24 protein-coding genes are annotated in these 25,635 nt (G+C 67.8%); 19 read left to right on the top strand and 5 right to left on the bottom strand.

Features of this window, described 5'->3' with window-relative positions; all coding sequences use genetic code 11:
- Positions 1-224: 224 nt before the first annotated feature.
- Positions 225-623 carry a lysozyme inhibitor LprI family protein gene (locus FOZ70_RS05860; protein ID WP_060274923.1) on the top strand — a complete coding sequence of 133 codons (399 nt, stop codon included), beginning with the start codon at positions 225-227 and terminating at the stop codon, positions 621-623.
- Between the two features lie 21 nt (positions 624-644).
- Here FOZ70_RS05860 and FOZ70_RS05855 read toward each other — a convergent pair whose 3' ends face one another.
- Positions 645-1,376, bottom strand: coding sequence for a GNAT family N-acetyltransferase (locus FOZ70_RS05855; protein ID WP_219705165.1), 732 nt, complete (start codon positions 1,374-1,376; stop codon positions 645-647).
- Between the two features lie 1,065 nt (positions 1,377-2,441).
- Here FOZ70_RS05855 and FOZ70_RS05850 point away from each other — a divergent pair.
- The 4 genes from FOZ70_RS05850 (at position 2,442) to FOZ70_RS05835 (ending at position 6,031) form a co-directional block, all read left to right on the top strand.
- Complete coding sequence (locus FOZ70_RS05850) at positions 2,442-3,338, top strand: NAD-dependent protein deacetylase (RefSeq protein WP_175851545.1); 897 nt, start codon at positions 2,442-2,444, stop codon at positions 3,336-3,338.
- Entirely contained in the window at positions 3,335-3,976 is a 642-nt protein-coding gene (locus tag FOZ70_RS05845; RefSeq protein ID WP_111996873.1) for a DUF938 domain-containing protein, read from the top strand. Before FOZ70_RS05850 ends, FOZ70_RS05845 begins: the two co-directional genes overlap by 4 nt.
- A gap of 97 nt (positions 3,977-4,073) precedes the next feature.
- Entirely contained in the window at positions 4,074-5,486 is a 1,413-nt protein-coding gene (gene gndA / locus FOZ70_RS05840) for an NADP-dependent phosphogluconate dehydrogenase (RefSeq protein ID WP_021160879.1), read from the top strand.
- Between the two features lie 200 nt (positions 5,487-5,686).
- On the top strand, positions 5,687-6,031 hold the full coding sequence (locus tag FOZ70_RS05835) for a DUF4148 domain-containing protein (protein ID WP_021160880.1): 345 nt from the start codon (positions 5,687-5,689) through the stop codon (positions 6,029-6,031).
- A gap of 130 nt (positions 6,032-6,161) precedes the next feature.
- On the opposite strand, the gene FOZ70_RS05830 is transcribed toward FOZ70_RS05835, so the two are convergent.
- Positions 6,162-6,482 carry a hypothetical protein gene (locus FOZ70_RS05830; RefSeq protein WP_021160881.1) on the bottom strand — a complete coding sequence of 107 codons (321 nt, stop codon included), beginning with the start codon at positions 6,480-6,482 and terminating at the stop codon, positions 6,162-6,164.
- Positions 6,483-6,894: 412 nt separating this feature from the next.
- Here FOZ70_RS05830 and FOZ70_RS05825 point away from each other — a divergent pair, with 412 nt between their 5' ends.
- On the top strand, positions 6,895-7,629 hold the full coding sequence (locus tag FOZ70_RS05825; RefSeq protein WP_059484066.1) for a peptidoglycan DD-metalloendopeptidase family protein: 735 nt from the start codon (positions 6,895-6,897) through the stop codon (positions 7,627-7,629).
- A 57-nt stretch (positions 7,630-7,686) separates the two neighbouring features.
- On the opposite strand, the gene FOZ70_RS05820 is transcribed toward FOZ70_RS05825, so the two are convergent.
- The gene (locus FOZ70_RS05820; RefSeq protein WP_027791100.1) at positions 7,687-8,325 is read right to left on the bottom strand and encodes a Pr6Pr family membrane protein; all 639 of its coding nucleotides are present in this window, start codon (positions 8,323-8,325) and stop codon (positions 7,687-7,689) included.
- A gap of 230 nt (positions 8,326-8,555) precedes the next feature.
- Between FOZ70_RS05820 and FOZ70_RS05815 the strand changes: the two genes are divergently transcribed.
- The 5 genes from FOZ70_RS05815 (at position 8,556) to FOZ70_RS05795 (ending at position 14,197) form a co-directional block, all read left to right on the top strand.
- Entirely contained in the window at positions 8,556-9,092 is a 537-nt protein-coding gene (locus FOZ70_RS05815) for a cytochrome b (protein ID WP_048022125.1), read from the top strand.
- A gap of 159 nt (positions 9,093-9,251) precedes the next feature.
- A complete protein-coding gene (locus tag FOZ70_RS05810) occupies positions 9,252-9,620 on the top strand; it encodes a DUF2946 domain-containing protein (protein ID WP_059621891.1) in 369 nt (122 codons plus the stop codon).
- 83 nt (positions 9,621-9,703) lie between these two features.
- Positions 9,704-11,836, top strand: a complete 2,133-nt coding sequence (locus FOZ70_RS05805) for a TonB-dependent copper receptor (protein WP_059621893.1) — start codon at positions 9,704-9,706, stop codon at positions 11,834-11,836.
- 228 nt (positions 11,837-12,064) lie between these two features.
- Positions 12,065-13,159: a triacylglycerol lipase gene (locus FOZ70_RS05800; protein ID WP_059674973.1), complete on the top strand. Its 1,095-nt coding sequence runs from the start codon at positions 12,065-12,067 to the stop codon at positions 13,157-13,159.
- Between the two features lie 3 nt (positions 13,160-13,162).
- Positions 13,163-14,197 carry a lipase secretion chaperone gene (locus FOZ70_RS05795; protein ID WP_059484063.1) on the top strand — a complete coding sequence of 345 codons (1,035 nt, stop codon included), beginning with the start codon at positions 13,163-13,165 and terminating at the stop codon, positions 14,195-14,197.
- A 36-nt stretch (positions 14,198-14,233) separates the two neighbouring features.
- Here FOZ70_RS05795 and FOZ70_RS05790 read toward each other — a convergent pair whose 3' ends face one another.
- Positions 14,234-15,757, bottom strand: a complete 1,524-nt coding sequence (locus tag FOZ70_RS05790; RefSeq protein WP_021158687.1) for a PLP-dependent aminotransferase family protein — start codon at positions 15,755-15,757, stop codon at positions 14,234-14,236.
- Positions 15,758-15,865: 108 nt separating this feature from the next.
- Between FOZ70_RS05790 and FOZ70_RS05785 the strand changes: the two genes are divergently transcribed.
- The 5 genes from FOZ70_RS05785 (at position 15,866) to FOZ70_RS05765 (ending at position 21,980) form a co-directional block, all read left to right on the top strand.
- On the top strand, positions 15,866-16,972 hold the full coding sequence (locus tag FOZ70_RS05785) for an ABC transporter ATP-binding protein (protein WP_042974229.1): 1,107 nt from the start codon (positions 15,866-15,868) through the stop codon (positions 16,970-16,972).
- A 77-nt stretch (positions 16,973-17,049) separates the two neighbouring features.
- Positions 17,050-18,096 (top strand): ABC transporter substrate-binding protein, encoded by a 1,047-nt coding sequence (locus tag FOZ70_RS05780; RefSeq protein WP_021158689.1) that lies wholly within the window; start codon positions 17,050-17,052, stop codon positions 18,094-18,096.
- Positions 18,097-18,197: 101 nt separating this feature from the next.
- Positions 18,198-19,463, top strand: coding sequence for an ABC transporter permease (locus tag FOZ70_RS05775; RefSeq protein WP_346656389.1), 1,266 nt, complete (start codon positions 18,198-18,200; stop codon positions 19,461-19,463).
- A 37-nt stretch (positions 19,464-19,500) separates the two neighbouring features.
- Complete coding sequence (locus FOZ70_RS05770) at positions 19,501-20,337, top strand: ABC transporter permease (RefSeq protein ID WP_027791109.1); 837 nt, start codon at positions 19,501-19,503, stop codon at positions 20,335-20,337.
- Positions 20,338-20,558: 221 nt separating this feature from the next.
- Complete coding sequence (locus FOZ70_RS05765) at positions 20,559-21,980, top strand: MFS transporter (protein ID WP_219705164.1); 1,422 nt, start codon at positions 20,559-20,561, stop codon at positions 21,978-21,980.
- A 64-nt stretch (positions 21,981-22,044) separates the two neighbouring features.
- Here FOZ70_RS05765 and FOZ70_RS05760 read toward each other — a convergent pair whose 3' ends face one another.
- The gene (locus tag FOZ70_RS05760; protein WP_219705162.1) at positions 22,045-23,778 is read right to left on the bottom strand and encodes a S53 family peptidase; all 1,734 of its coding nucleotides are present in this window, start codon (positions 23,776-23,778) and stop codon (positions 22,045-22,047) included.
- Between the two features lie 646 nt (positions 23,779-24,424).
- On the opposite strand from FOZ70_RS05760, the gene FOZ70_RS05755 reads away from it, so the two are divergent.
- From FOZ70_RS05755 to FOZ70_RS05745, 3 genes are read left to right on the top strand one after another with little or no spacing between them, the layout of a single operon-like run.
- Entirely contained in the window at positions 24,425-24,748 is a 324-nt protein-coding gene (locus FOZ70_RS05755) for a metalloregulator ArsR/SmtB family transcription factor (protein ID WP_042974255.1), read from the top strand.
- On the top strand, positions 24,748-25,179 hold the full coding sequence (locus FOZ70_RS05750) for an SRPBCC domain-containing protein (RefSeq protein WP_021158696.1): 432 nt from the start codon (positions 24,748-24,750) through the stop codon (positions 25,177-25,179). The genes FOZ70_RS05755 and FOZ70_RS05750 overlap by 1 nt, the downstream gene beginning before the upstream one ends.
- Positions 25,176-25,607, top strand: coding sequence for a DUF1801 domain-containing protein (locus FOZ70_RS05745; RefSeq protein ID WP_175851551.1), 432 nt, complete (start codon positions 25,176-25,178; stop codon positions 25,605-25,607). Before FOZ70_RS05750 ends, FOZ70_RS05745 begins: the two co-directional genes overlap by 4 nt.
- Positions 25,608-25,635: the final 28 nt, after the last annotated feature.

The raw sequence follows: 25,635 nt of genomic DNA, 5'->3' as shown, positions 1-25,635 counted from the left end.
CGGGGCGGGCAGGGGCGGGCGTGGTCATGTCGGGTCCTTGGAGGCGGGGCAAAGCGGGCGCGCCGTTGCGTGTCCGAATGCTAGCGTGTTTGCGCGCCGGTTGCGCGGCGCGGCATGCGCAGCGCCCGAGCGGGCGTGAGCGGTGACGTCGAGGCAACGGGAGCCATGCGGGCGGCGGCCCGGGCATAATCGGTGCTTTCGATCATTGGGAACGGCGAATCCGGATGAATACGCTTCAACACGCGGCGATCGGTCTGGCGGCGAGCGCGATGTTTTTCACGGTTGCGTCCGACGCGCGCGCGGACGATGTGCAGCGCGCCGCTATCTGCAAGACCGCCGAGGAAACGGGCTACACGGCCGACATCCGCAATTGCCTGCGGCTGAAATACGACGAGGCCGACCGACGGTTGAATGCCGTCTACAAGACGAAGATGGCGAGCCTGGATGCACAGGGCAAGGCGCGGTTGCGCGACGACGAGCGCCGCTGGCTCAAGGCGCGGGATGCCGCTTGTGCCGAATCGCGGCAGCCCGATGCAGGCGGTACGCTCGGGCTCGTGGAGGTTGACAGTTGCTTCGTCGGCGAAACCGAACGCCGCGTCAAGGTCATCGAGGCCTTTCGTTGAGGTGTCGCGCAGGCCCCCGCGTTATGCCACCCGCAGCGTCGTGCCGCACAGCGTGAGGCCGAGGCGCGACGCCACGCGCTGTGACGCGCGGTTGTCGCTGTCGGTGCTGTAGAACAGCGTGCGGGTTCGAAGCGACGGCAGCCGCGACCACGCGACGGTCACGGCTGCCGCGAGGCCGCGCCCCCGGAATGCAGGGGCCGTCGCGAGACCGAGTTCGGCACCGACTTCGGACAGCCGCGCGGCGAATGCGACCGATGCGACTTCTCCGTCGACGACGGCCGCGCACCACGGCGCCCACAGATCGGCGGTGCCTTGAAACCCCATCGAGAACAGGCCTTCGGGCATCCCGCGCGTCGACAGCGCGTGCAGCAGATGCCGGCCCGCGTCGCTGTCGCCGTCGATCAGCTCGACGTGTGCGTCGGTGTCGAAACCGAGTGCGTGCGGCAGCGCGTAGACGAGGCCGATGTTCCAGTGCGGAACGGGGGCGAGCAGCGCCAGATAGCGTTCGAGATGCGCGGGCTGGATTAAGTCCGCCGATGGCGTTTCGCTGTCGGCCAGGCGCGCCAGTTCTTCTGCGACAGGAAAGGGCACGTCGGCGCGTACGCCCGCGAGGTTGCGTTCCGCGCATCTGCCGAGCCAGAAGCGGGGCCCGGGCGAGCAGTCGGGATCGTTCTCGCGTTCGATCCGGCGATCCGGATGCAGCCGGAACAGCGTCCGGTAGTCGATATCCAGCCAGTCGTGTGAGTCAGGCATAGGTCGGGCAGGGGGCTCCCGTCAGGTGGCGGCGAGTTGCGCGAAGCAGGCCGGGGTGGGCCCGCGCGTCCGTTCGTGCGTATGCGGCACTGTCGGGCGATTGTAAGCCGGTCGGCAGTCGCGCGCAGATGCAACGACGCGACATCGGTGCGGGACGTGCCGGCGCGGCATGACGGCATGACGACATCGCGGCATGCCCGGCCGAGGGTCGCCGATCCGGCACGCGTTTCAGTTTCGAAACGTTCGCGCTGCTTGCCGGTGCGCGATTCGCCGCGATGGCCCCGCTGTGGCCCGCGCAGCCTTGCGGCGTGAAGCTTGGTGCGCTCCTTGCATATCTGTACGGGCCGTGAGCGCGGTCGCGGACGCAGTCGGTCCGGCGATCGCTTCAGTGGGTCGGACGTATCGGATACGGGGACAAGAGAATGAAAACAGACCGAATCGCAACATGTCGTGTTGCAAACATGAATCGCCGACCTGCCTGGGTACTCGCTTCGCCGTTGATCGAGGCGACGTGAGCGCGCGGCTTTCCGTTCCATCCGAGCAATCGGGTTTGTTCTGAACGACGACGTGCAGGTGTGACGCACGAGGCCGACTGGTGCCGGTCGGCCGTCGGGGACGAACTTCGACCAGCTGTGGATGGCCCGGCCCGGAACCCGGATCGTCATGCTGGCGCGCGCAACGCGAGTCGTCGCGCGGCGCGGGCGTTCGTGCGCCGTGTATCGCGCCGGCGCGACGGGCCCGAACCGGATCGCACCGGATCGCACCGGAAAGCCGGCCGCGCATCGATGTGTCCGGCACCGCGGAATACATGCAGTCCAGGGGAAGCGTTCGCCGGCCGCAGCATGGCGGGCGCCGCGAAATTGTGCTGTCAGTTGATCCACTACCCCGATGGATCAATTGTTGAAGCGCCCATCGCCGAGTGGCTGATGGGCGTCTTTTTTTGTGCGCCGATTTGCGACGCGGGCCATCGGCCCGATCGCGCGGCGTTCTGTATCATGTGCTGGCGTGCCTGGCTGCCCGTGCGGGCGCACGGCTTGCCGGCGCACCCGATCACGCGTTGCCAACATGAACGACACAGCCCTGCACGACCCCTCAATCGCCGGCATCGATCCGGCCGCACTCGATGCGCTGCAGACGTTCGTCGAACGTCATCCGCGCCTGCTGGTACTGACCGGCGCGGGCATCAGCACCGACTCCGGCATTCCCGGCTATCGCGACCGCAACGGCCAGTGGATGCGCTCGCCGCCAATTCAGCTCCAAGAATTCCTCGGCTCCGATGCCGCGCGGCGGCGTTACTGGGCGCGCAGCATGATCGGCTGGCCCGTTGTCGGCCGCGCGCGGCCGAACGGATCGCACGTCGCGCTCGCGCGGCTCGGCGGCGCGGGGCGGATCGAGCGTCTCGTCACGCAGAACGTCGACGGCCTGCACCAGCGCGCGGGCAGCGGCGACGTGATCGAGCTGCACGGCGGCATCGACGGCGTCACGTGTCTCGACTGCGGCGCGCATCATGCGCGCGCGACGATCCAGGTCATGCTCGAGGCCGACAATCCCGAGCTGCTGGGCGCGCAGGCCGAGCCTGCCGCGGACGGCGACGCGCATCTCGAATGGGCGGCGCTCGACACGTTCCGCATCCCGGCGTGCCCCGCGTGCGGCGGGCTGCTGAAGCCGGCGGTCGTGTTCTTCGGCGAAAACGTGCCGCGCGAGCGCGTGGCGCTCGCGTCGCAGGCACTCGATGCGGCCGATGCGCTGCTCGTCGTCGGCTCGTCGCTGATGGTGTATTCCGGCTACCGTTTCTGCGTGTGGGCGCAGGCGCAGCACAAGCCGGTCGCCGCGCTCAATCTCGGCCATACGCGCGCCGATCCGATCCTGACGCTGAAGGTCGAGGCGCGCTGCGCACCCGCGCTCGACGCGCTCACCGCGCGGCTGGGCCTCGCGGGCCACGCACCGGAGCACGCATCGTGACCGATCCGACCGCTTCGCCCGATCCGTCCGCGCGGCTGTCGGCGCCGGCAGCCGAACGCAATCGCGGGCCGATCCTCGACGTCTTGCGCCGCGTGTTGCCGGCGAGCGGCCGCGTGCTCGAAATCGCGAGCGGCACGGGCCAGCACGTCATCCACTTCGCACAGGCGCTGCCGGGCCTACACTGGCAACCGAGCGATCCCGATGCGCAGGCGCGCGGCTCGATCGCCGCGTGGGTTGCCCATGCGGGCCTCGCGAACGTTGAAGGGCCGCTGGCGTTCGACGTGCGCGACGCGTCGTGGCCGGTCGACGCGCTCGACGCGATCGTCTGCATCAACATGATCCACATCTCGCCCTGGGCCTGCACCGACGCGCTGTTCGCGGGCGCGTCGCGCCTGCTGCGGCCGGGCGGCGTGCTGTTCCTGTATGGGCCGTATCGCCGCGAGGGCCGGCACACGGCGCCGTCGAACGAGGCATTCGACCTGCAACTGCGCAGCCGCGACCCGTCGTGGGGCGTGCGCGATCTCGAAACCGTCGTCGCGCTCGGCCTCGATCGCGGGCTCGACTGCATCGAGGTGGTCGAGATGCCGGCGAACAACCTGAGTGTCGTGTTCCGGCGGCTGCCGCACGCGGAGCAGTGACACGCAAGCGCGCATCGCCGCCGGGTTTCCACTATCCTTTCGCCTGTGCGCGCGACCCGGTTCGGGTCGCGCCCCGTTTTTTCCGGAGAATTGACTAATGGGCAAACAAGCAATCGGTGTGATCGGGCTCGCGGTGATGGGCCGCAATCTCGCACTCAATATCGAGAGCCGCGGTTACGCGGTGTCTGTGTACAACCGCAGCCGCGAGAAAACCGACGAACTGATCGCCGAATTCCCCGGCCGCAACCTGGTGCCGACCTATACGCTCGAGGAGTTCGTCGCGTCGCTCGAAACGCCGCGCCGGATCCTGATGATGGTGAAGGCCGGCGAAGCGACCGATGCGACGATCGCATCGCTCAAGCCGCTGCTCGAGAAGGGCGATGTGCTGATCGACGGCGGCAACACGCATTTCACCGACACGATCCGCCGCAACCAGGAACTCGCGCAATCGGGCCTGCACTTCATCGGCACCGGCGTGTCGGGCGGCGAAGAGGGTGCGCTGCGCGGTCCGTCGATCATGCCTGGCGGCCAGCGTGACGCGTACGACCTCGTCGAGCCGATCCTCAAGCAGATCGCCGCGAAGGCGCCGTCGGACGGCGAGCCGTGCGTCGCGTACATGGGCCCGGACGGTGCGGGCCACTACGTGAAGATGGTCCACAACGGCATCGAATACGGCGACATGCAGCTGATCGCCGAAAGCTACTCGGTGCTGAAGGACGTCGCGGGCCTGACCAACGACGAACTCGGCGCGGTGTACACCGAATGGAACCAGGGCGAACTCGACAGCTACCTGATCGAGATCACGTCGAAGATCTTCGGCAAGAAGGACGAAGAGACCGGCAAGCACCTCGTCGACGTGATCCTCGATCGCGCCGCGCAGAAGGGCACCGGCAAGTGGACGAGCCAGAACGCGCTGGATCTCGGCGTGCCGCTGCCGCTGATCACCGAGTCGGTGTTCGCGCGCGTGCTGTCGTCGCTGAAGACGGAGCGTGTCGCGGCCAGCAAGATCCTGTCGGGCCCGGCCGCCGCGCCGTTCGACGGCGATCGCGCCGCGTTCGTCGAAGCGGTGCGCCGCGCGCTTTACCTGAGCAAGGTGATCTCGTACGCGCAGGGCTTCGCGCAACTGCGCACGGCATCCGAAGAATACGGCTGGAACCTCGATCTCGGGACGATCGCGAAGATCTTCCGCGCGGGCTGCATCATCCGCGCGCGCTTCCTGCAGAAGATCACGGACGCGTACGCGAAGGATCCGGCGCTCGCGAACCTGCTGCTCGATCCGTACTTCAAGGACATCGCCGCGAATTACCAGGCGTCGCTGCGCGACGTCGTGGTGGCCGCGGTGAAGGCAGGCGTGCCGGTACCGGCGTTCGCGTCGGCCGTCGCGTACTTCGACAGCTATCGTTCGGAGCGGCTGCCGGCGAACCTCGTGCAGGCGCAGCGAGACTTCTTCGGCGCGCACACGTTCGAGCGCACCGACAAGCCGGGCAGCTTCCACGCGAACTGGTCCTGACCGGCTGGCGGCGGCGGCATTGTTGCGAAAATCTATTCTTTGAATAGGGTTTTTCTATCCCGGATGCCGGCATTGTTGGCTCCGGGGAAACAGTGTTTTCGTTCTTTCATGGTTTTCCCTAGGTGTTCCCGGGACTAAACTCTGTTCCATCGCTGCAGACATGGTGTGTGCGGCGGAGCAAAAAAATCCCGGAGGTAATCATGAAATCGCTGATCGCAACGTTCGCCGCAGCTGCCGTTCTCGCCGTTCCCGCCGTCTCGTTCGCCCAACAGAATGCGCCCGTCACCCGTGCACAGGTGAAGGCCGACCTGGTCGCCGTCCAGCAGGCCGGCTACAAGCTGGGCAGCGACCGTACGAACTACCCGGAAAGCATTCAGGCCGCTGAAGCCCGCCTGAACCCGCAACAGAACGTTGCCGCTGCCGACACGACCGGCTATGGCGCACAACCGGCTGCCGCACAAGAATCCGGCGCACCGGCCAAGGCCAAGACCGGCTGGCAAGTCAAGCGCATCGCTGACGACGCGCCGATCTACAAGGGTCGTTAATAAGGGTTCGGTCGGTGCGGCCGCGTTGGCGGCCTGATCCGTCCCCTGAAGTACGAACAGCCCGTCGTTCCGGATAGCGGAACGACGGGCTGTTTTCATTGGTGGCGCGCGTATCGCGCCGACCGTCGGTTCAGTGCAGCGGGCGCCTGCCGCGCCCGATATCCCGGAACAGCGCTTCCGCCGGTTCCAGCACCTGCAGCCACGTTTCGTCGTAGCCGCTCAGCGTGTCGAGCGCGTCGCGCAGCCGCTCGATCGCGAGGACCGGCAGCTCGACGCTGTGGCGCGTGGCGCCGGTCATGTGCGCGACGCTCGCCAGCTGGACGAGCGCATCGGCCGCCTCGGCGACGTCGGTCGCGAACAGCAGGTGCCGGTTGAGCAATTCGACCAGGCCGCTGGAACCGGAGAAATCGTCGGCGTTGAGCTGCACGGAAAGAAACGTCGCGTTGTTCATTGTCATGCTCCTCGTTGTCGTTGGGTCGCGCAGTGCATCACCGAGTATAGGTGGCGATGGCGGGGGTGAATGTGACGGGATCGATACGGCAGGCGCGGGTGGTGAGGCGTGCGGAAGATCCGCGGCAGGCCCGCCCGGCGGGGCTCGCAGGCGGCCGGCACGCTGCTGCGGCACCGCAAGATTGTTGCCGGATCAGGCATCGGTCGCGGCCTTGACCGCCACAAATGGTATCTTTGCCGATCGGAACGGCGCGAAAAAGGGGCCGGTGAGCCCATCACGCCGATGTTCCGCTGTGGAAACTGACGGCCGCGAGAGCGGTCGGATACTGATTGGTCCGGCCGTCCGGCCGGACATCGTGCGTCGCGCGCCGGGGGGCGGTGGGCGGCGCAACGACGCAAATCCGGGAGGACCCTTGAGAGAAACTATTCCCATCCACGATGCGCCGACGCGCTGGCTGCCGCAGGCGGCACTCGTTGCCGCGGCCATCGCGCTGACGGGTTGCACGATGACGCCGTGGACCGACAGCTGGCAGCCGGCGCGCCAGTCGGCACCCACGTCGGCCGCGACGCCGGGCGTGATCGCCGGCTATTACCGCGTGAATCCGGGCGATACGCTCGCGGGCGTCGCGAACGCGTACGGGCAGCGCGTGCAGGACGTCGCCAGCTGGAACCACATGGCGCCGACCGATGCCGTGTATCCCGGGCAGGTGCTGCGCGTCGCGCCGCCGCCTGCGGCGACGTCGCTCGGGCAGCCGCCCTCGGCGGCCGCGCAGCCGGGCTCGCTTGCCTGGCCGGCCACCGGTGTCGTGGCGACGCCGTTCACGGCCGGCAGGACGCGCGGCATCGTGATCGCCGCGTCCGGGCCCGACCATTCGGTGCGGGCCGCGGCGGCCGGACGCGTGGTTTATGCGGGGTCCGGCGTCAAGGCCTACGGCCCGCTCGTGATCCTGAAGCATGAGAACGGGCTCATCACGGCCTACGGGCACAACGGCAAACTGCTGGTCAACGAAGGCGACGCGGTGCGCCAGGGCCAGCCGGTCGCCGAAATGGGCACCGACGCGAGCGGTCGTTCGACGTTCGAGTTCGAAGTGCGTCAGAACGGCAAGGTCGTCGATCCGATCAACTTCCTGCCGCGCAACGGCGGCTGACGGCCCGCCTCACCCCGTGTGCGCCGGGCGGCGCACACGTTCAGGCGTTTCCCGCCTTCATCCTTTCCCGAGCGTCACCGCGCCCGACTGTCTCGCGTGATTGCCGAGCCAGCGAATGCCCAGTGCGAGCGCCGCCGCGCCGATTGCGATCAGCGAACACTGGATCGCGACCGGCAGGTAGCCATGCGGCCGCGGATCGACGAACGGGTAGGGATACCAGTTCTCCAGCGCGCCGCGCACGAGCGTATAGCCGAGATAGACGACCGGAAACGCGAGCCACGCGAACGCGCTGCGCCGCGGGATCGGCAGGCGCGGCTCCACGTACAGCCAGTCGCACAGCACGACGAGCGGCACGATCCGGTGCAGTACCCAGTTGTTGAACGCCGGCGTGACGTGGCGCAGCGCATCGAGCCGCGCGAGCAGGAGCTCGTAGACGATCGCGGTGATCAGGACGTACAGCACCGCGGCGCCGCGCATCGATTCGTAGCGAGCCGAGCCGGGGCGGGCGATGCGCCAGAGCCCGGCGGCGAGCATCGCGGCCGCGTAGAGGCTGCTCAGTTGCGTGAAGTAGCTGAGGAAGTTGCCGAGCTCGAATGCAGGCATGCCCCAGTAGCCGGCGATGCTGTGCAACGTCGTCGACACCGCGAGCAACGCGGCGGTCAGCCGATAGGCCGCAACGAAGAACGCCTTGCTCATGATGCGCGCGCAACGTCGACACCAAAGCTTCATCGTGCCACAGCCGTTTACGGACGCGATGCGGATTTTCCATATGACGGCCCGCGCGGCGCGTGCGTTGACGATTCGTCCGATATTTGACCTCGCCGCACAAAACCGGACGCGCGTGCGGCTACAATCGTGGCAGCTTTGCCGGGCTGCCGAGCCGATTGCGGCATGCGCCCATCCCCGCATACAACACGAGACGAAGCATGAGAAACATCCTCGCGAAACAGACGCGCTACAGCTCGCCCGCGATCTTCTTCCACTGGGCCGTGTTCGCGCTGGTGGCGCTGGCCTACCTGGCCATCGAGATCCGCGGGCCGAAAGGCAGCGACAGCCGGGTGTTCTGGATGAACGTGCACCTCACCGCGGGCACGCTCGTGCTCGTGCTGTCGGTGCTGCGCGTGCTGTGGCGAGTCGTCAGCCGCGTGCCCGAGGCCATTCCGCAAACGGCGCTGCTGCGCTGGCTCTCGAAGCTCGCGCATCTCGCGCTCTACGTATTCATCATCGCGCAGCCGCTGCTCGGCATCATGATGATCAACCTGGGCGGAAAGCCGGTGTCGCTCGACTGGCTCGGCGTGTCGTTCACGCTGTTCGGCCCCGACAAGGCGCTGCGGCCGACGATCAAGGAAGCGCACGAGCTGATCGGCAACGCGTTCTATTTCGTGATCGGATTGCACGCGCTGGCCGCGCTCTACCATCATTTCATCCGGCGCGACGACGTACTGCGGCGCATGGCGCCCTGAACGGCACGTTCGTTCCGGAAGCATGCAGCAGGCGGGGGCGCATGGTTGTGTTGACAACCATGCGCCCCCGGTTCGTTTACCGCCATCCGCGCTGGTCAGCGCGTTAAACATTCTGTAACATCTCGGCTGTTTTTACATTCCGCTTACTCTGCGCCGCGCATGCTGCACCGACATCGTCACCTGACCGCCTGGCTTGGCGTGTTCGCGATCTGGTTCGCGATCGCGGCGCCGCTGGTGTCGCAGTGGCGCGTCGCGCAGGCGGCCACGCCCGACGCAATTGTCTGCAGTGCAGAGCATGGCGCGCATCGGTCACCCGATGCAGGCCGCATGCACGATCACGCGCTGCATCTCGATGCGTGCGGCTACTGCGGTTTCTTCGCGCACAGTCCCGCGATCGGCGGGCCCGCCGTCGCGGCACTCGCTGCCGTTCCCGTCGTTTCCGTCTCCGCCGTCGCGCCGCCTGCCGTCGCGGCGCGCACCGACCGCTATCCGCGCGCGTACCCGCGCGCACCGCCCGAGCGCGCCTGACGCGCTGTTTTCCGTTCTTTTCACCGCCGATATCCGTGCGGCCCGTCGAGGCCGTGCGGAGGGCGTCACTCGGGCTTTCGATCATGACCATTTTCCAGTTGCGTGCGCCGCGGGCGTCGCGCAATGCCTGTGCGCGGCGCATGCCGCGCGTGCTGAAACTCACCGTTCCCGCGCTCGCAGCCGGCGCATTGGCCGCGAGCGCCGCGGCAGCCGAAACGGCGCGCGCGGCCGGCGCGCCGGCCGACGATACGGCCGCGCCGCTGCCGGCCATCGAAGTCGTCGCATCGCCGCTGACGACGCCGCTCGTCGTCGTCACGGATCCGAAGACCCCGCGCCAGCCGCTGCCCGCCAGCGACGGCGCGGATTACCTGAAGACGGTCCCCGGCTTCACGTCGATCCGCAGCGGCGGCACCAACGGCGACCTCGTGCTGCGCGGGATGTTCGGCTCGCGGCTGAACATCCTGGCGAACGGGATGTCGACGCTCGGCGCATGCCCGGGCCGGATGGATGCGCCGACGTCGTATATCGCACCGGAAAGCTATGACAAGGTCACCGTCCTGAAGGGGCCGCAGACCGTGCTGTACGGCCCCGGCGCATCGGCCGGCACCGTGCTGTTCGAGCGCGTGACACCGCGATTCGACAAGCCCGGCATGCGCTTCGAGGGCAGCCTGGTCGGCGGGTCGTTCGGCCGCAACGACCAGAACGTCGACGTGACGGCCGGCACGCCGGATGTCTATGGCCGCGTGACCGCGAACCACGCGCATTCGCAGGACTACAAGGACGGCAACGGCAACACCGTGCCGTCGCAGTGGGACAAATGGAACGCCGATGCGGCGCTCGGCTGGACGCCGGACGACCACACGCGCGTCGAGCTGACCGCCGGCACCGGCGACGGTTATGCGCGCTACGCGGGGCGCGGAATGGACGGCGCGCATTTCCGCCGCGAGACGTTCGGCCTGTCGTTCGACAAGAAGCACATCGGCGACGTGCTCGACCGGATCGAGGCGCGCGTGTACTACAACGAAGCCGATCACGTGATGGACAACTACACGTTGCGGCAACCCGACCCGACCAGCAGCATGCCGATGCGGATGGCGTCGGAAGTGCGGCGTCGCACGGTCGGCGCGCGCGCAGCCGCGACGTTCCGTTTCGCCGGCGACTTCAAGCTCGTGACGGGCGTGGATGCGCAATCGAACCGGCTCGACTCGCGCTCGGCGATGGGGCGGCAGAACTACGGCGACCAGCCGTGGGATGCGCAGGCGACGATGTGGAACGCAGGCGTGTTCGGCGAACTGACGTGGTACGCGAGCGAAGTGTCGCGCGTGATCGGCGGCGTGCGCGTCGACTATGCGAGCGCACGCGACAAGCGCCCGACGACGAGCGGCATGATGAAGAGCAAGCCGAATCCGACCTTCGACGACGATCGCACGCGCGTGCTGCCGAGCGGCTTCATCCGCTACGAACGCGATCTCGCCTCGCTGCCCGTCACGTGGTACGCGGGGATCGGCCATACGGAGCGTTATCCCGATTACTGGGAGCTGTTCTCCGCGAAGCGCGGGCCGGCCGGTTCGGTCAACGCGTTTTCGGCGGTGCAGCCGGAGAAGACCACGCAGCTCGACATCGGCGCGCAATACAGGAGCGACCGGCTCGATGCATGGGTGTCGGCCTACGCGGGCTACGTGCAGGACTTCATCCTGTTCAACTATTCGGCCGGCATGATGGGCCCGACCACGCAGGCGACCAACGTCAATGCGCAGATCATGGGCGGCGAGGCGGGCGTGTCGTGGCGGCCGGTTGCGCCGCTGCGCGTCGAGACGTCGCTCGCGTATGCGTGGGGGCGCAACGTCGCAAGCGGCGATCCGCTGCCGCAGATGCCGCCGCTCGAGGCACGCATCGGGCTCGAATACACGCGTGGTGCGTGGTCGGCAGGGGGCCTGTGGCGCATCGTTGCGCCGCAGCATCGTTATGCACTGAACGAGGGCAACGTGGTCGGCAAGGACTTCGGCCCGAGCGCCGGATTCGGCGTGCTCTCGCTGCATACGCAGTACAACGTGAGCAAGACCGTGCAGGTATCGGTGGGCGTCGACAACGTGCTGAACAAGGCCTATACCGAGCACCTGAACCTCGCCGGCAACGCGGGCTTCGGCTATCCGGCGAACTCGCCGGTGATGGAGCCGGGCCGGACCGCCTGGGTGCGCGTGAGCGCGAAGCTGTAACGCGTCGCGCGTGTGCGTTGCAGCATGCGCACGCATGAACGCGGCCCCGCCTGAACGGGCGGGGCGCGTCAACCGATTAGAGAACCGTGTCTAGTCAGGGCGCAAACGTTCACGGGTCGTGATTCACTCCCGCATTCGACGCACACGGTGCACGCGACGTTCGCGATGCATCGTGTGTGTCGATCCGGCTTCATTCGCACCGGCAGCACAATAATCAGGAGAACATGCATGGCGAGGACGATGCGTTCCAGGGTGGTGGCAGGGGCAGTGGCATGCGCGATGAGCATCGCGCCGTTCGCGGGGACGACCGCGGTGATGACGCTCGCGACGACGCACGCGGCAATGGCGGCGACCACGCCCGCCGATGGCTACGCGGCGACGCGTTACCCGATCATCCTCGTGCACGGGCTCTCGGGTACCGACAAGTACGCGGGCGTGCTCGAGTATTGGTACGGCATCCAGGAGGACCTGCAGCAGAACGGTGCGACCGTCTACGTCGCGAACCTGTCGGGTTTCCAGAGCGACGACGGCCCGAACGGGCGCGGCGAACAGTTGCTCGCTTACGTGAAGACGGTGCTCGCGGCGACGGGGGCGACCAAGGTCAATCTCGTCGGCCACAGCCAGGGCGGCCTCTCGTCGCGCTATGTTGCTGCCGTCGCGCCCGATCTCGTTGCGTCGGTGACGACGATCGGCACGCCGCATCGCGGCTCCGAATTCGCCGACTTCGTGCAGAACGTGCTGGCGTACGATCCGACCGGGCTTTCGTCATCGGTGATCGCCGCGTTCGTCAATGTGTTCGGAATCCTGACGAGCAGCAGCCACAACACCAACCAGGACGCGCTCGCCGCACTGCAGACGCTGACCACCGCACGAGCCGCCACGTACAACCAGAACTATCCGAGCGCGGGCCTGGGTGCGCCGGGCAGTTGCCAGACCGGCGCGCCGACCGAAACCGTCGGCGGCAACACGCACCTGCTGTACTCGTGGGCCGGCACGGCGATCCAGCCGACGCTCTCCGTGTTCGGCGTCACGGGTGCGACGGACACGAGCACCCTTCCGCTCGTCGATCCGGCGAACGTGCTCGACCTGTCGACGCTCGCGCTGTTCGGCACCGGAACGGTGATGATCAACCGCGGCTCCGGGCAGAACGACGGGCTCGTGTCGAAGTGCAGTGCGCTGTATGGCAAGGTGCTGAGCACGAGCTACAAGTGGAACCACCTCGACGAGATCAACCAGCTGCTCGGCGTGCGCGGCGCGTATGCGGAAGATCCGGTCGCGGTGATCCGCACGCATGCGAACCGGCTGAAGCTGGCGGGCGTGTAATCGATGACGGCACGAGGAGGAAGCACGCCGCTGGCGCGCCGCGCCGTGGTTTATGGTGTCGTGGGGCTGGCGGCGATTGCCGGCGTGGCGATGTGGAGCGGCGCGGGCCGGCATGGCGGGCCGGGCGCATCCGGCGAGCCGCCGGATGCGCCGGCGGCACGCGGGCCGGCTGCCGCACCGCCGCAGGCCGCCGTGCCGGCAAGCACGGGCCTGCCGCCGTCGCTCGCCGGCTCCAGCGCGCCCCGCTTGCCGCTCGATGCCGGCGGCCATCTCGCGAAGGCGCGCGCGGTGCGGGATTTCTTCGACTACTGCCTGACCGCGCAGAGCGACCTGAGTGCGGCCGGGCTCGATGCGTTCGTCGTGCGCGAGATTGCCGCGCAGCTCGACGGTACCGTTGCGCAGGCCGAGGCGCTCGACGTGTGGCACCGGTATCGCGCGTATCTCGACGCACTCGCGAAACTGCGCGATGCCGGCGCGGTCGACAAGTCGGACCTGGGTGCATTGCAGCTCGCGCTCGACCAGCGCGCGTCGATCGCGTACCGCACGCTCGGCGACTGGAGCCAGCCGTTCTTCGGTGCGGAGCAATGGCGGCAGCGCTATGACCTCGCGCGGCTGAAGATCGCGCGAGACCCCGCGCTGACGGATGCGCAGAAGGCCGAACGGCTCGCGGCGCTCGAACAGCAGATGCCGGCCGACGAACGCGCCGCGCAGCAGCGCGTCGACCAGCAGCGGGCGGCGATCGACCAGATCGCGCAATTGCAGAAGAGCGGGGCGACGCCCGACGCGATGCGCGCACAACTGACGCAGACGCTCGGCCCCGAAGCGGCCGCGCGTGTCGCGCAGATGCAGCAGGACGACGCATCGTGGCAGAGCCGCTACGCGGACTACGCGGCGCAGCGTGCGCAGATCGAGTCGGCCGGCCTGTCGCCGCAGGATCGCGACGCGCAGATCGCCGCGCTGCGGCAGCGCGTGTTCACGAAGCCCGGCGAAGCCGTGCGCGCGGCGTCGCTCGATCGCGGGGCCGGCAGCACGCAGTAACACGGGCGGCGCGGGCGGCGCGGCGCATGACGGTCGTTATGCCGCGCGCGTGAGATCGCGAGGCAGGTGTTGCTCGATGGTATTCGCGAGCGTGTCGAACGCCGGCCGGATGCCTTCGTGCGCGACGCATGCATAACCGAGCAACAGGCCGCGCCGCGCGGTGTCGACGCTGCTGTAGTAGCTGGTGAGCGGGCGCACGATCACGCCCGCATCGAACGCGCTCTGCGTGACCGCGCGGTCGTCGCAGGCGTCGGGCAGGCCGAGCACGAGATGCAGGCCGGCCTCGTCGCCCATCACGGGCAGCGCGTCGCCGAAGCGCGCGCGGATCGCGTCGATCATCAGCTGCCGGCGCTCGCCGTACAGCGTGCGCATCCGTCTGACGTGCGAAGTCAGGTGGCCGTCCATGATGAATTCGGCGAGCACGGCCTGCTGCATCAACTGGCCCTCGCGATACAGCTCCGATAACCCGGTGCGGAACGTGTCGACCAGATGCTCGGGCACGACCATGTAGCCCATCCGCAGCCCCGGGAACAGCATCTTGCCGAGACTGCCGACGTAGATCACGCGGCCGCCGTCGTCGAGCCCCTGCAGCGACGCGAGCGGGCGGCTGCCGTAGCGGAACTCGCTGTCGTAGTCGTCCTCGATGATCCAGCAGCGGTGCTGTCGCGCGTATTCGAGCAGCATCCGACGCCGTGCGAGGCTCATCACCATCCCGAGCGGGTACTGGTGCGACGGCGTGACGAGCACGAGCCGGGGCGGATGCTGCATGTCGCTTGCGCGCGGGTCGAGGCCTTCCTGGTCGACCGGCACCGGCGTCAGCGTGAGGCCCGCCGCCTGCAATACGCTTCGCACACCCCAGTAGCAGGGTTCCTCGACCCACGCGCGATCGCCGATGTCGGAGAGCAGCCGCACCGCGAGATCGATCGACTGGTGGATGCCCGTCGTGATGATCACCTGGTCCGGCGAGCACTTGACCGAGCGCGCGACGCGCAGGTAATCGGCGAGCGCGCGCCGCAACGGCCGGTAGCCGCCGCCCGGCGCATAGGTCAGCAGCTCGGGGTTCGCTTCCTTCCACAGCCGCGCCTGCAAGCGGCTCCACGTCCGGCTCGGGAACTCCGACACGTCCGGCACGCCCGGCATGAACGCACCCCATTGGCGTCGCGATACCCCCGCATGCTCGATCAGTTGCCGGCCGCGCATCGACAGGCCGCCCTGCGCGTCCGGCTGCGGCGCCGCATCGGCGCTCGACGGCGGCGGCGCGGCGCCCGGCACGTGGATCGCGGCGGCATCCGGCCGCGTGTCGGCCACATAGGTGCCGCTGCCGGTCGTCGTCAGCACATAGCCTTCGGCGGTCAGCTGGTCGTACACGTGCAGCACGGTATTGCGCGCGATCGACAGGTCGGCCGCGAGCGTGCGGGAACTCGGCAGCTTCGTTCCTGGCCCCAATTCTCCGGTCAGGATGGCCTGCTGCATCCACTGCAGCAACTGCCGGTACATCGGCTCGGGTGAGCTACGGTCGAGACGGGCGGAGAGCCAGTCGGCGAGGATCACGGTATCCAAAGTGGTCCTACTAGTAATATTGAAATGGTTCCCTATTGTAGAACCGTGGGCGCCGTATAGTGGCTCGCATCTCAAAATCAATTGTCGCGAAGCAAGGGGACAGCCACGATGAAGTCCGATGATGTGATCGTCAGCTTTCGCGGCGTGCGGAAGACCTACGACGGCGAAACGCTGGTCGTCAAATCGCTCGACCTCGATATCCACCGCGGGGAATTCCTGACGCTGCTCGGGCCGTCGGGCTCCGGCAAGACGACCTGCCTGATGATGCTGGCCGGCTTCGAATTCCCGACCGGCGGCGAGATCCGCCTCGACGGCGAGCTGCTGAACAACGTGCCGCCGCACAAGCGGAACATCGGCATGGTGTTCCAGAACTACGCGCTGTTTCCGCACCTGACGGTCGAGCAGAACGTCGCGTATCCGCTGACCGTGCGCAAGCTGCCGGCCGCGGAGCGTGCGGAACGTGTCGCGCATGCGCTGAAGATGGTGCAGATGGAGCGCTTCGCGAAACGTTACCCGGCGCAACTGTCGGGCGGCCAGCAGCAGCGCATCGCGCTGGCGCGCGCGCTCGTGTTCGAGCCGAAGCTGGTGCTGATGGACGAGCCGCTCGGCGCGCTCGACAAGCAGCTGCGCGAGCACATGCAGTACGAACTGAAGGCGCTGCACGAAAAGCTCGGCGTGACCTTCGTATACGTGACGCACGACCAGGGCGAGGCGCTGACGATGTCCGATCGCGTCGCCGTGTTCGACAAGGGCATCGTGCAGCAGCTCGACACCGTCGACCGCCTGTACGAATCGCCGTGCAACGAATTCGTCGCGAACTTCATCGGCGACAGCAACCGGCTGCGCGGCACCATCGCGCGCGTCGACGGCGAATTCTGCGAATTCCGGCTCGACGACGGCACGCAGCTCGTCGGCCGCCGCATCGGCGATGCGGCCGAGGGCGCGCCGGCCGTCGCGTGCATCCGCCCCGAGCGCATGAGCCTCGCCGCGCACGACGCGAACGGGCACGCGAACGGCGCGGCCGCCAACCGGTTGAGCGGCGAGGCGCGCAGCCTCATCTATTTCGGCGATCACGTGCGCATGCGCTGCGCGCTGCCGGGCCAGGACGAGTGCTTCGTGAAGGTGCCGCTCGGCACCGGCGCGCTCGATGCGTTCTCGCCCGGCGCACCGGTCGCGCTCGCGTTCGCACCCGAACACCTGCGCGTGTTCGCCTGAGCAGGGTTTTCCCGGTTTTCCGCTGTACGTCGTCAACAACAACTGCCCACTTCCACCACGAGAGGAGAGGAACCACCATGAACCGAGCAAGCATTACCGCGCGTCGCACCGCGCTGGCACTCGCGCTCGCCGTCGTCGGCGTATCGGCATCGGCTGCCGAACTCACGGTCGTCAACTTCGGCGGCGCGAACGGCGACGCGCAGAAGGCCGCGTTCAACCAGCCGTTCGAGAAGGCGACCGGCAACAAGGTCACCGCCGTCGAATACAACGGCGAGCAGGCGAAAGTGAAGGCGATGGTCGAGGCGAAGCACGTCAACTGGGACGTGGTCGAAGTCGAGTCGGGCGACCTGAATCGCGGCTGCGACGAAGGGCTGTACGAGAAGCTCGACTGGTCGAAGATCGCGAAGAAGTCCGACCTGATTCCGGAATCGCCGCAGGTGTGCGGCGTCGGCTTCTTCGTGTGGTCGACGGCGCTGTCGTACAACGCGGACAAGCTGAAGTCGGCCCCGACCGGCTGGGCCGATTTCTGGAACGTGAAGAAATTCCCCGGCAAGCGCGGCATGCGCAAGGGCGCGCGCTACAACCTCGAATTCGCGCTGATGGCCGACGGCGTCGCGCCGAAGGACGTCTACAAGGTGCTCGGCACGAAGGCCGGCCAGGACCGCGCGTTCAAGAAGCTCGACGAGCTGAAGCCGTATATCCAGTGGTGGGAAGCGGGCGCGCAGCCGCCGCAGTTCCTCGTCGCCGGCGACGTCGTGATGTCGACCGCGTACAACGGCCGCATCGACGCCGCGCAGAAGGAAGGCAAGAACCTGAAGGTCGTGTGGAACGGCAGCATCTACGACCTCGACTACTGGGCGATTCCGAAGGGCTCGCCGAACAAGGCGCTGGCCGAGCAGTACATCGCGTACACGCTGACGCCGAAGCCGCAGCAAGGGTATGCGCAGCACATCGCGTACGGCCCCGCGAACATCGCGGCGATCAAGTCGCTCGACGCGAAGACGCTCGCGAACCTGCCGAACTCGCCGGCCAACGGCAAGAACGCCGTGCTGGAAGACATCGGCTTCTGGACCGACCACAGCGACGAGCTCGAGCAGCGTTTCGCCGCATGGGCGACGAAGTAACCGGTCAGGCATCCTGAAGGTGCCCTGATGCAACCTGCCGCGCGGCGCGTCGATCGCGTCGCGTGGCCTTCCGCCGGAACGTGCCCGGCCGGAGAGAAACGTTGAATACGATGACGATCGCGTCTTCCTCGCCGTCGACCGCCGCGCTCAAGCGCGAGCTGAAGGCCGCCGAAGCCCGCAAGCGCACGATGGCGTTGCTGCTGGTCGCGCCGCTCGCGATTTTCCTGCTGCTGATCTTCGTCGTGCCGATCGGCACGCTGCTTACGCGCGCGGTGCAGAACCCGGAGATCGCGACCGCGTTGCCGAATACGGTCGCCGCGCTGTCGGGCTGGGACCGCAAGGCACCGCCGGCCGACGCCGCGTATGTCGCGCTCGCGACCGACATGACGAAGGTGGCCGACAGCGAGGCGATGGGTGCGCTCGCGCGGCGCCTGAACACCGAGATTCCCGGTTATCGCTCGCTCGTCGCGAAGACGGCGCGTGCGATGCCGCTGAAGGGCGACAACGATGCGGCACTGACGCCCGCGCAGACGCGCGTGAAACTGATCGACCTCGATGCGCGCTGGGGCGACGTCGCGTACTGGCAGTCGATCGCGAAGAACGGCAGCACCGTGTCGCCGTTCTACCTGCTCGCCGCGCTCGACCACAAGCAGGACGGCTTCGGCCACATCGTGCAGGCCGATCCGGACCAGTCGATCTATCTGGCGATCTTCGGCCGCACGTTCGTGATCGGCGTTGCCGTCACGCTGTTCGCGCTGCTGCTCGGCTATCCGCTCGCGTACTGGATCTCGACGCTGTCGGAGCGCCGCGCGAACCTCGTGATGATCCTCGTGCTGATTCCGTTCTGGACGTCGGTGCTGGTGCGCGTCGCCGCGTGGATCGTGCTGCTGCAGAGCGAAGGGCTCATCAACACGGCGCTGATCGGCAGCGGGCTGATCTCGCATCCGCTGACGCTGCTGTTCAACCGCGTCGGCGTGTACATCTCGATGACGCACATCCTGCTGCCGTTCATGATCCTGCCGCTCTACAGCGTGATGAAGTCGATTCCGCCGACCTACCAGCGCGCAGCCGTGTCGCTCGGCAGCCATCCGTTCGCCGCGTTCTGGCGCGTGTACGTGCCGCAGACCTACCCGGGCGTCGGCGCGGGCGCGCTGCTGGTGTTCATCCTCGCGATCGGCTACTACATCACGCCCGCGCTGCTCGGCGGGCCGAACGACCAGATGGTCAGCTACTACGTCGCGTACTTCACGAACGTGACGATCAACTGGGGCATGGCGTGCGCGCTCGGCGGGCTGCTGCTCGCGGCGACGCTCGTGCTGTACGCGGTGTACGGGCGCTTCACGCGCACGAACGTGAGCCTCGGCTGAGCGCCGCGCACAACGAAACGGGAAGGGGAATCCGACCATGAAACTCGCCAGGCCGCTGTTCGCGCCGCACATGTCGTTCGTCGAGCGCGCGTGGTACGTCGCGCTGCGCGTGCTCGTCGTGCTGACGCTGCTGTACCTGATCCTGCCGGTGCTCGCGATCGTGCCGCTGTCGTTTTCGTCGAGCACGTTCCTCGTTTATCCGATTCCGGGCTTCTCGATGCGCTGGTACGAGAACCTGATCGCGTCGGACGAGTGGCGGATGGCCGCGAAGAACAGCTTCATCGTCGCGCCGTCGGCCACCGTCGTCGCGACGGTGCTCGGCACGCTCGCTGCGATCGGTCTCACGAAGGCCGACTTCCGCGGCAAGGGGCTGCTGATGGCCGTGCTGCTGTCGCCGATGATCGTGCCGGTCGTCGTGGTCGGCGTCGGCATGTACCTGTTCTTCGCGCCGCTCGGGCTCGCGAACACCTACACGGGGCTGATCGCCGCGCACGCGGCGCTTGGCGTGCCGTTCGTCGTGACGACGGTCGCGGCGACGCTGCAGGGCTTCAACCAGAACCTCGTGCGCGCGAGCCTGTCGCTCGGCGCGAATCCGGTGTCGACCTTCTTCCGCGTGACGCTGCCGGTGATCGCACCGGGCGTGATGTCGGGCGCGCTGTTCGCGTTCGCGACGTCGTTCGACGAAGTCGTCGTCACGCTGTTCCTCGCCGGTGCGGACCAGACCACGCTGCCGCGCCAGATGTTCACGGGCATCCGTGAGAACATCAGCCCGACGATCGCCGCGCTCGCCACGATCCTGATCATCTTCTCGACGAGCCTGCTGCTTGCGCTCGAATGGCTGCGCGGACGCAATGCGCGGCGCGCGGTGAGCTGAGCGGGCGGGCCTGCCCCCGGCATCCGAGTCGCCACGTGTCATGCGTGACCGTGCATTGCTTTCATTTCGCTGACTGACGAGGCGGCCGCCTGCACGTTCGATGCGGCTCTGCAACAATACGGGGCGCGGCGGCGCGCGTTCCGTGCGGTGCGACCGGAACGCCGCCGCGAGTCCAATCCGCGACGCGGCGCAACGCGTCGCTCGTCAGCCGAGCCGTCATCTTGTCCGAATTCGCTACCCCCGCCGGCGCGCATGAGCCGGCCGTCAACTGGCGCGCGATGTCCGCCGTGCTGCTGGCCGTCGCGCTCGCGACGCTCGACACCGCGATCGCGAACACCGCGCTGCCCGCGATCGCCGCCGACCTGCATGCATCGCCGGCCGCGTCCGTATGGATCATCAACGCATACCAGCTCGCGATGGTCGCGACGCTGCTGCCGTTCGCGTCGCTCGGCGACATCGTCGGCCACAAGCGCGTGTATATCGCCGGGCTCGCGGTGTTCACGCTCGCGTCGCTCGGCTGCTCGCTCGCGTCGACGCTGCCGATGCTGACGGCCGCGCGGATCGTGCAGGGCTTCGGCGCGAGCGCGATCATGAGCGTCAACGTCGCGCTGATCCGCGGCCTGTTCCCCGCGCACCGGCTCGGGCGCGGCGTCGGCTTCAACGCGCTCGTCGTTGGCGTGTCGTTCGCGGTGGGGCCGACCATCGCGTCGCTGATCCTGTCGGTCGCCGCGTGGCCGTGGCTGTTCGCGGTGAACGTGCCGCTCGGCGTGTTCGCGCTCGCGGTGGCGATTCCGTCGCTGCCGCAGACGGCGCGCGGCAAGCACGTATTCGATCCGGTCGCCGCATTGTTCAACGTGATCACGTTCGCGTCGCTGATCTTCGCGCTCGGCGAATTCGCGCAGCGCGGGCCGCTTTCGATCGTGTTCGCGTCGGCCGCGGTCGCGCTCGCATTCGGCTGGTTGCTGATTCGCCGCCAGGCCGGCCACCCGGCGCCGATGCTGCCGGTCGACCTGTTTCGCCGGCCGGTGTTCACGCTGTCCGCGCTGACCGCCGTGTGCGCGTTCGCCGCGCAGGGGCTCGCGTTCGTGTCGCTGCCGTTCTATTTCGAAACCGTCCTGCATCGCAACGCGGTCGAGACGGGGTTCCTGATGACACCGTGGTCGGCGATCGTCGCGCTCGCCGCGCCGATCGCGGGGCGGCTGTCGGATCGTTATCCGCCGGGCCTGCTCGGCGCGATCGGTCTTGCGTTGCTGAGCGCGGGCATGGTGTCGCTCGCCGCATTTCCGGCGGCGCCGGGCGTGATCGACATCGGCTGGCGGATGATGCTGTGCGGTGCGGGCTTCGGCTTCTTTCAGTCACCGAACCTGAAGGCGCTGATGTCGAGCGCGCCGCCCGAGCGCAGCGGCGGCGCGAGCGGGATCATCGCGACCGCGCGGCTGATCGGGCAGGCGACCGGTGCGGCGCTCGTCGCGCTGTCGTTCGGGATCGCGGGGCGCCACGGGCCGACGCTTGCTTTGATGCTCGGTGCGGGGTTCGCCGGGGCGGCGAGTGTCGCGAGCGGGTTGCGGCTCTTTGCGCCGTCGCATCGGGCCGGCGTGGCGGCGGCGACCACCGAGCGCGTGAGCGAGCGCGCGGCGGAATAGGCAAGGGCAAGTCACGAGCCGGTGCGCGGCAACCTGCCGCCGCGCACCGGCCTTCAGGCTTCGCTCAGAACCCGCCCGACTTGATCAGCTGGTTGAGGTTCGCGATGTTCAGGCTGCCGAAGCCGGTCGTGTAATCCCAGCCGGTGCCTGCGTTGTAGCCATACCCCTGATAGCCGTTGTTCCCCGACACGACGTCGTAGCGCACGAGCGACGGACGCGACGGAATGTCCGCATAGAAATTGCCGGCCGGGAAGCCGAGGCCCGTGCCGTTCGCCGCGAGCAGGCGTGCCCAGAGGCCCGTGAAGATCGGCGCGGCGAGGCTCGTGCCGCCGATCTGCTGCAACTGGCCGTAGTTGTAGATGTACGCGCCGGTGCTTTGCGCGGCGTCGAACGACACGTCCGGCAACTGGCGGTTGCTGCCCGACTGCCACGACGGTGCGGGCAGGATCGTGCTAACGCCGCCGCCCGTCGCCCACAGCTTGCCGTTGCCGTCGAGCCCTTCGTTCCACACCGTCTCGTTCGAGAACGCACCCGACGACGTCGTATAGAGCGTCGTGCCGCCGATCGCGAGCACGTGCGGCGACGAAGCCGGCCACGACACCGTGTAGTTCGAGCCGTCCGGATAGCCGCGGTTGTTGCACTCGTACACGCCTTCGTCGCCCGACGACACCGAGAAGGTCTGGCCTTGCGCCGCTGCCGTCGTGAAGATCTGTTCCTCGGCGTCGAGCGTGCCGTCCGCGTTTGCGTCGGTTTCGCACCAGCCGAGCGACACGTTGATCACCTTCGCGGTGTTGTCCGACACCGCGCGGTTGAACGCCTGCGTGAGGCCCGTGTTGCCGCTGGCGTTGAGGTCCGCCATGTAGAACACGAGCTTGCCGACCTGGCCGCCGGCCGAGCCGACGATCGACTGGCTGTCGAGATCCCATTCGCCCTGGCCGTCCTGGTCGTCGGTGTAGCTGCCGCCGGAGCCGTTGGTCTTGACGGTCTGCGTCGAGACGGTGCCGTAACCGTTGCTCGACGTGAACTGCTTCAGGTCCTGCAGCGTCTGCGACACGCCGCCGATCGTGATGATGCCGACGGTGACACCGGCTGCGGTCGGCACGCCGGTCGCGTTGTAGAGGCCCGGGAATTCCTTCGGATAGTGGCCGGTCGCCGTGCCGGCCGCGAGCGCCTGCGGCTTCGACACGTTGCCGATGCGCAGCAGCGGCCGCGCGCGTGCGACGCTCTGCAGCCCGAGCACCGAGCCGACCACATCGCCGAGCGCGCGCGGCACCTGCGCGGTCGACGTGTTGGCGAAGCCCGAGCGGCCCGCGTATTCGAAGTGCACGAGCGACGTGTTGAATGCGGTCTTCACGGTGCCGGCCGTGCCGCGTGCGGACACCAGCAACCGGTTCGGTGCGACCTCGACGTTCACGAAGCCGCTCTTGTGCAGATAGTCGACGACCGACTTCACCTGCGCATCGGTCGGCGCGTAGTTGGCGAGGAACTGCTCGTGCGTGAGGTACTGGCGGTAATGCGCGCTGCGGGGCCGGTTCACGTCGCGCGCCAGTTGCTTGAGCTGCGCGGCATTGCGCAGCTTCAGGCTGACGACGACGTCGGTCGTTTCGCCGGCCGCGAGTTCGAGCGACGGCGCCGCACTGCGCGCCATCAACTGCGGGCCGGTCAGAAAGGCCTTCGTATGGGTATCGACCCAGTCCGTCGCCGCATGCGCCGCAGCGGCAGCGAACACGAGGGGGGCCACGCACGCGAGGCGGCGGGGCGACGGCAGGGGCAGGGCAAACCAGGCGTTCCTTTTCATCGGGAGTCCTTTTTAGGAGAGACGACGTTGCTGGAGCCCTCGACCCTTGTGGGGTCGCGAGCGGTGACGAGCGTAGGGCGTCGCTACCGTTCAGGTAGCTGCCAGTTTCCATAGCTGTCAGTTCTGACATCGGGGTGTGGGCGTGCACGCGCAGCGTCGTATGCGCAGGCGATCGTGCGCGTGGCGAACGGAACCGGTTCGTGGCACGACGGCGCGGCAAAGCGCGACGTTCGCACGCACGAGTCGCTCGTCGCCGCGCCGGAACGTGCGCGATCGCGGAGTGGATCGACGCGTGAACGCGTGGCATGCGACCGGTCGTTGCCGCATGCCGCGTCGCACTATGTGGTCAAACGAAGCGATGCGGCAGGAACGGATTCGCGCGTGCACAAGAAACGGGCCGGTCGAACGCAAACGTTTCCCGAACTGTGGAACAGCGCGTCGGGCAGTCTTGCAGGCGGCTTTCGGATCGCGTGTCGCCCATGCGGATTAGAGGAAACGCTCGAATCCGGGCGGGGGTGCGCGCCGATGGGTGAGCAGCAGACCCGCACCGGATTGCACGACGCGGCCCGTGAAATTCCGCCTTGACGTGCATCGATTGGCGGCTATCCTTCAATCCATAACCAACGAGTTATGAATTTTGAACGACATGCAGAACACACACGACATGCTTTTCAGAACCCTTGCCGATCCCACCCGCCGCGCGCTGTTCGAGCGGCTGTGCGCGGACGGCGAGCTGACGGTTGCCGCGCTGACGGCCCATGCGGGTGTGTCGCAGCCGGCCGTGTCGAAGCATCTCGGTGTCCTGAAGCAGGCCGGGCTCGTGAACGACCGTCACGAAGGCCGGCAGACGCACTACAGCGCACAGCCGCAAGCGCTGGCCCCGCTGATCGACTGGACGAGCCAGATGGCAGGTTTCTGGCAGAACCGGTTCGACGCCCTCGAAGATCTTCTGAAAAGGATCGACCAGTAATGAACCAGACCACCACCGAAACGCGTTCCGTCGTCGTCGACCGCGAACTGCCGCATCCGCCGGAGAAGATCTGGCGCGCGCTCACGCAACCGCACCTGATCGAGGCGTGGCTGATGAAGAGCGACTTTGAACCCGTCGCGGGCCGCGCCTTCAGCTTCCGCGCCGACTGGGGCTCGGTCGACTGCACGGTGCTGACGATCGAGCCGCCGCGCGTGTTGTCCTACACGTGGGCCGCGTACGGCCTCGAAAGCGTCGTCACGTGGACGCTCACGCCGACGCCGGCCGGCACGCACCTGCGGATGGAGCAGGTCGGCTTCCGCACGGACCAGGAGCAGGCATACCGCGGTGCGCAGCACGGCTGGGTGCGGTTCCTCGAGTCGCTCGAACAGGTGCTGGCGCGTCCCGACGAAGGCACGGAGGCCCGCGCATGAACGCAACGGACCTCACGCCGTCGGAGCGCATCGACGCGCTGATCGCCGGCATCGCCGACTGGCGCGGCCCGTTCTTTGCCGACCTCCGTCAGACGATCCTCGCCGCCGACGACAGCATCGTCGAGGAATGGAAGTGGATGGGCAGCCCCGTATGGTCGTGCGACGGGATGATCGCGGTGGCGAACGCGCACAAGGGCAAGGTGAAGCTGACCTTCATGCATGGCGCGCATCTGCCCGATCCTGGCGGGCTGTTCAATGACGGCCTGGACGGCAATGCGCGGCGCGCGATCGACTTCTTCGAAGGCGACCGGCTCGACAAGCGAGCGCTGAAGACCCTCGTGCGCGCGGCGATCGAATACAACCGCACCCACTTGAAGAAGAACGCACGGGGAGCGGGCGCGAAGGCGCGCGGCGACAAGGCGGCGTGACGAGCCTGACAATCGGCAACATTGCGTG

It is taken from the genome of Burkholderia sp. COPS (assembly GCF_019425585.1).
GTDB classification, from domain to species: domain Bacteria; phylum Pseudomonadota; class Gammaproteobacteria; order Burkholderiales; family Burkholderiaceae; genus Burkholderia; species Burkholderia cepacia.
The sequence above is the reverse complement of the archived record's forward strand: the minus strand, read 5'-3'. Positions and strand labels throughout refer to the sequence as shown.

Coding starts and splice junctions, on each gene's coding strand:
- FOZ70_RS05860 (WP_060274923.1), top strand. CDS start 225: ATGAATACGCTTCAACACGCGGCGATCGGTCTGGCGGCGAGCGCGATG.
- FOZ70_RS05815 (WP_048022125.1), top strand. CDS start 8,556: ATGAGAAACATCCTCGCGAAACAGACGCGCTACAGCTCGCCCGCGATC.
- FOZ70_RS05745 (WP_175851551.1), top strand. CDS start 25,176: ATGAACGCAACGGACCTCACGCCGTCGGAGCGCATCGACGCGCTGATC.
- FOZ70_RS05850 (WP_175851545.1), top strand. CDS start 2,442: ATGAACGACACAGCCCTGCACGACCCCTCAATCGCCGGCATCGATCCG.
- FOZ70_RS05805 (WP_059621893.1), top strand. CDS start 9,704: ATGACCATTTTCCAGTTGCGTGCGCCGCGGGCGTCGCGCAATGCCTGT.
- FOZ70_RS05830 (WP_021160881.1), bottom strand. CDS start 6,482: ATGAACAACGCGACGTTTCTTTCCGTGCAGCTCAACGCCGACGATTTC.
- FOZ70_RS05770 (WP_027791109.1), top strand. CDS start 19,501: ATGAAACTCGCCAGGCCGCTGTTCGCGCCGCACATGTCGTTCGTCGAG.
- FOZ70_RS05780 (WP_021158689.1), top strand. CDS start 17,050: ATGAACCGAGCAAGCATTACCGCGCGTCGCACCGCGCTGGCACTCGCG.
- FOZ70_RS05785 (WP_042974229.1), top strand. CDS start 15,866: ATGAAGTCCGATGATGTGATCGTCAGCTTTCGCGGCGTGCGGAAGACC.
- FOZ70_RS05835 (WP_021160880.1), top strand. CDS start 5,687: ATGAAATCGCTGATCGCAACGTTCGCCGCAGCTGCCGTTCTCGCCGTT.
- FOZ70_RS05820 (WP_027791100.1), bottom strand. CDS start 8,325: ATGAGCAAGGCGTTCTTCGTTGCGGCCTATCGGCTGACCGCCGCGTTG.
- FOZ70_RS05760 (WP_219705162.1), bottom strand. CDS start 23,778: ATGAAAAGGAACGCCTGGTTTGCCCTGCCCCTGCCGTCGCCCCGCCGC.
- FOZ70_RS05855 (WP_219705165.1), bottom strand. CDS start 1,376: ATGCCTGACTCACACGACTGGCTGGATATCGACTACCGGACGCTGTTC.
- gndA (WP_021160879.1), top strand. CDS start 4,074: ATGGGCAAACAAGCAATCGGTGTGATCGGGCTCGCGGTGATGGGCCGC.
- FOZ70_RS05755 (WP_042974255.1), top strand. CDS start 24,425: ATGCAGAACACACACGACATGCTTTTCAGAACCCTTGCCGATCCCACC.
- FOZ70_RS05750 (WP_021158696.1), top strand. CDS start 24,748: ATGAACCAGACCACCACCGAAACGCGTTCCGTCGTCGTCGACCGCGAA.
- FOZ70_RS05795 (WP_059484063.1), top strand. CDS start 13,163: ATGACGGCACGAGGAGGAAGCACGCCGCTGGCGCGCCGCGCCGTGGTT.
- FOZ70_RS05800 (WP_059674973.1), top strand. CDS start 12,065: ATGGCGAGGACGATGCGTTCCAGGGTGGTGGCAGGGGCAGTGGCATGC.
- FOZ70_RS05810 (WP_059621891.1), top strand. CDS start 9,252: ATGCTGCACCGACATCGTCACCTGACCGCCTGGCTTGGCGTGTTCGCG.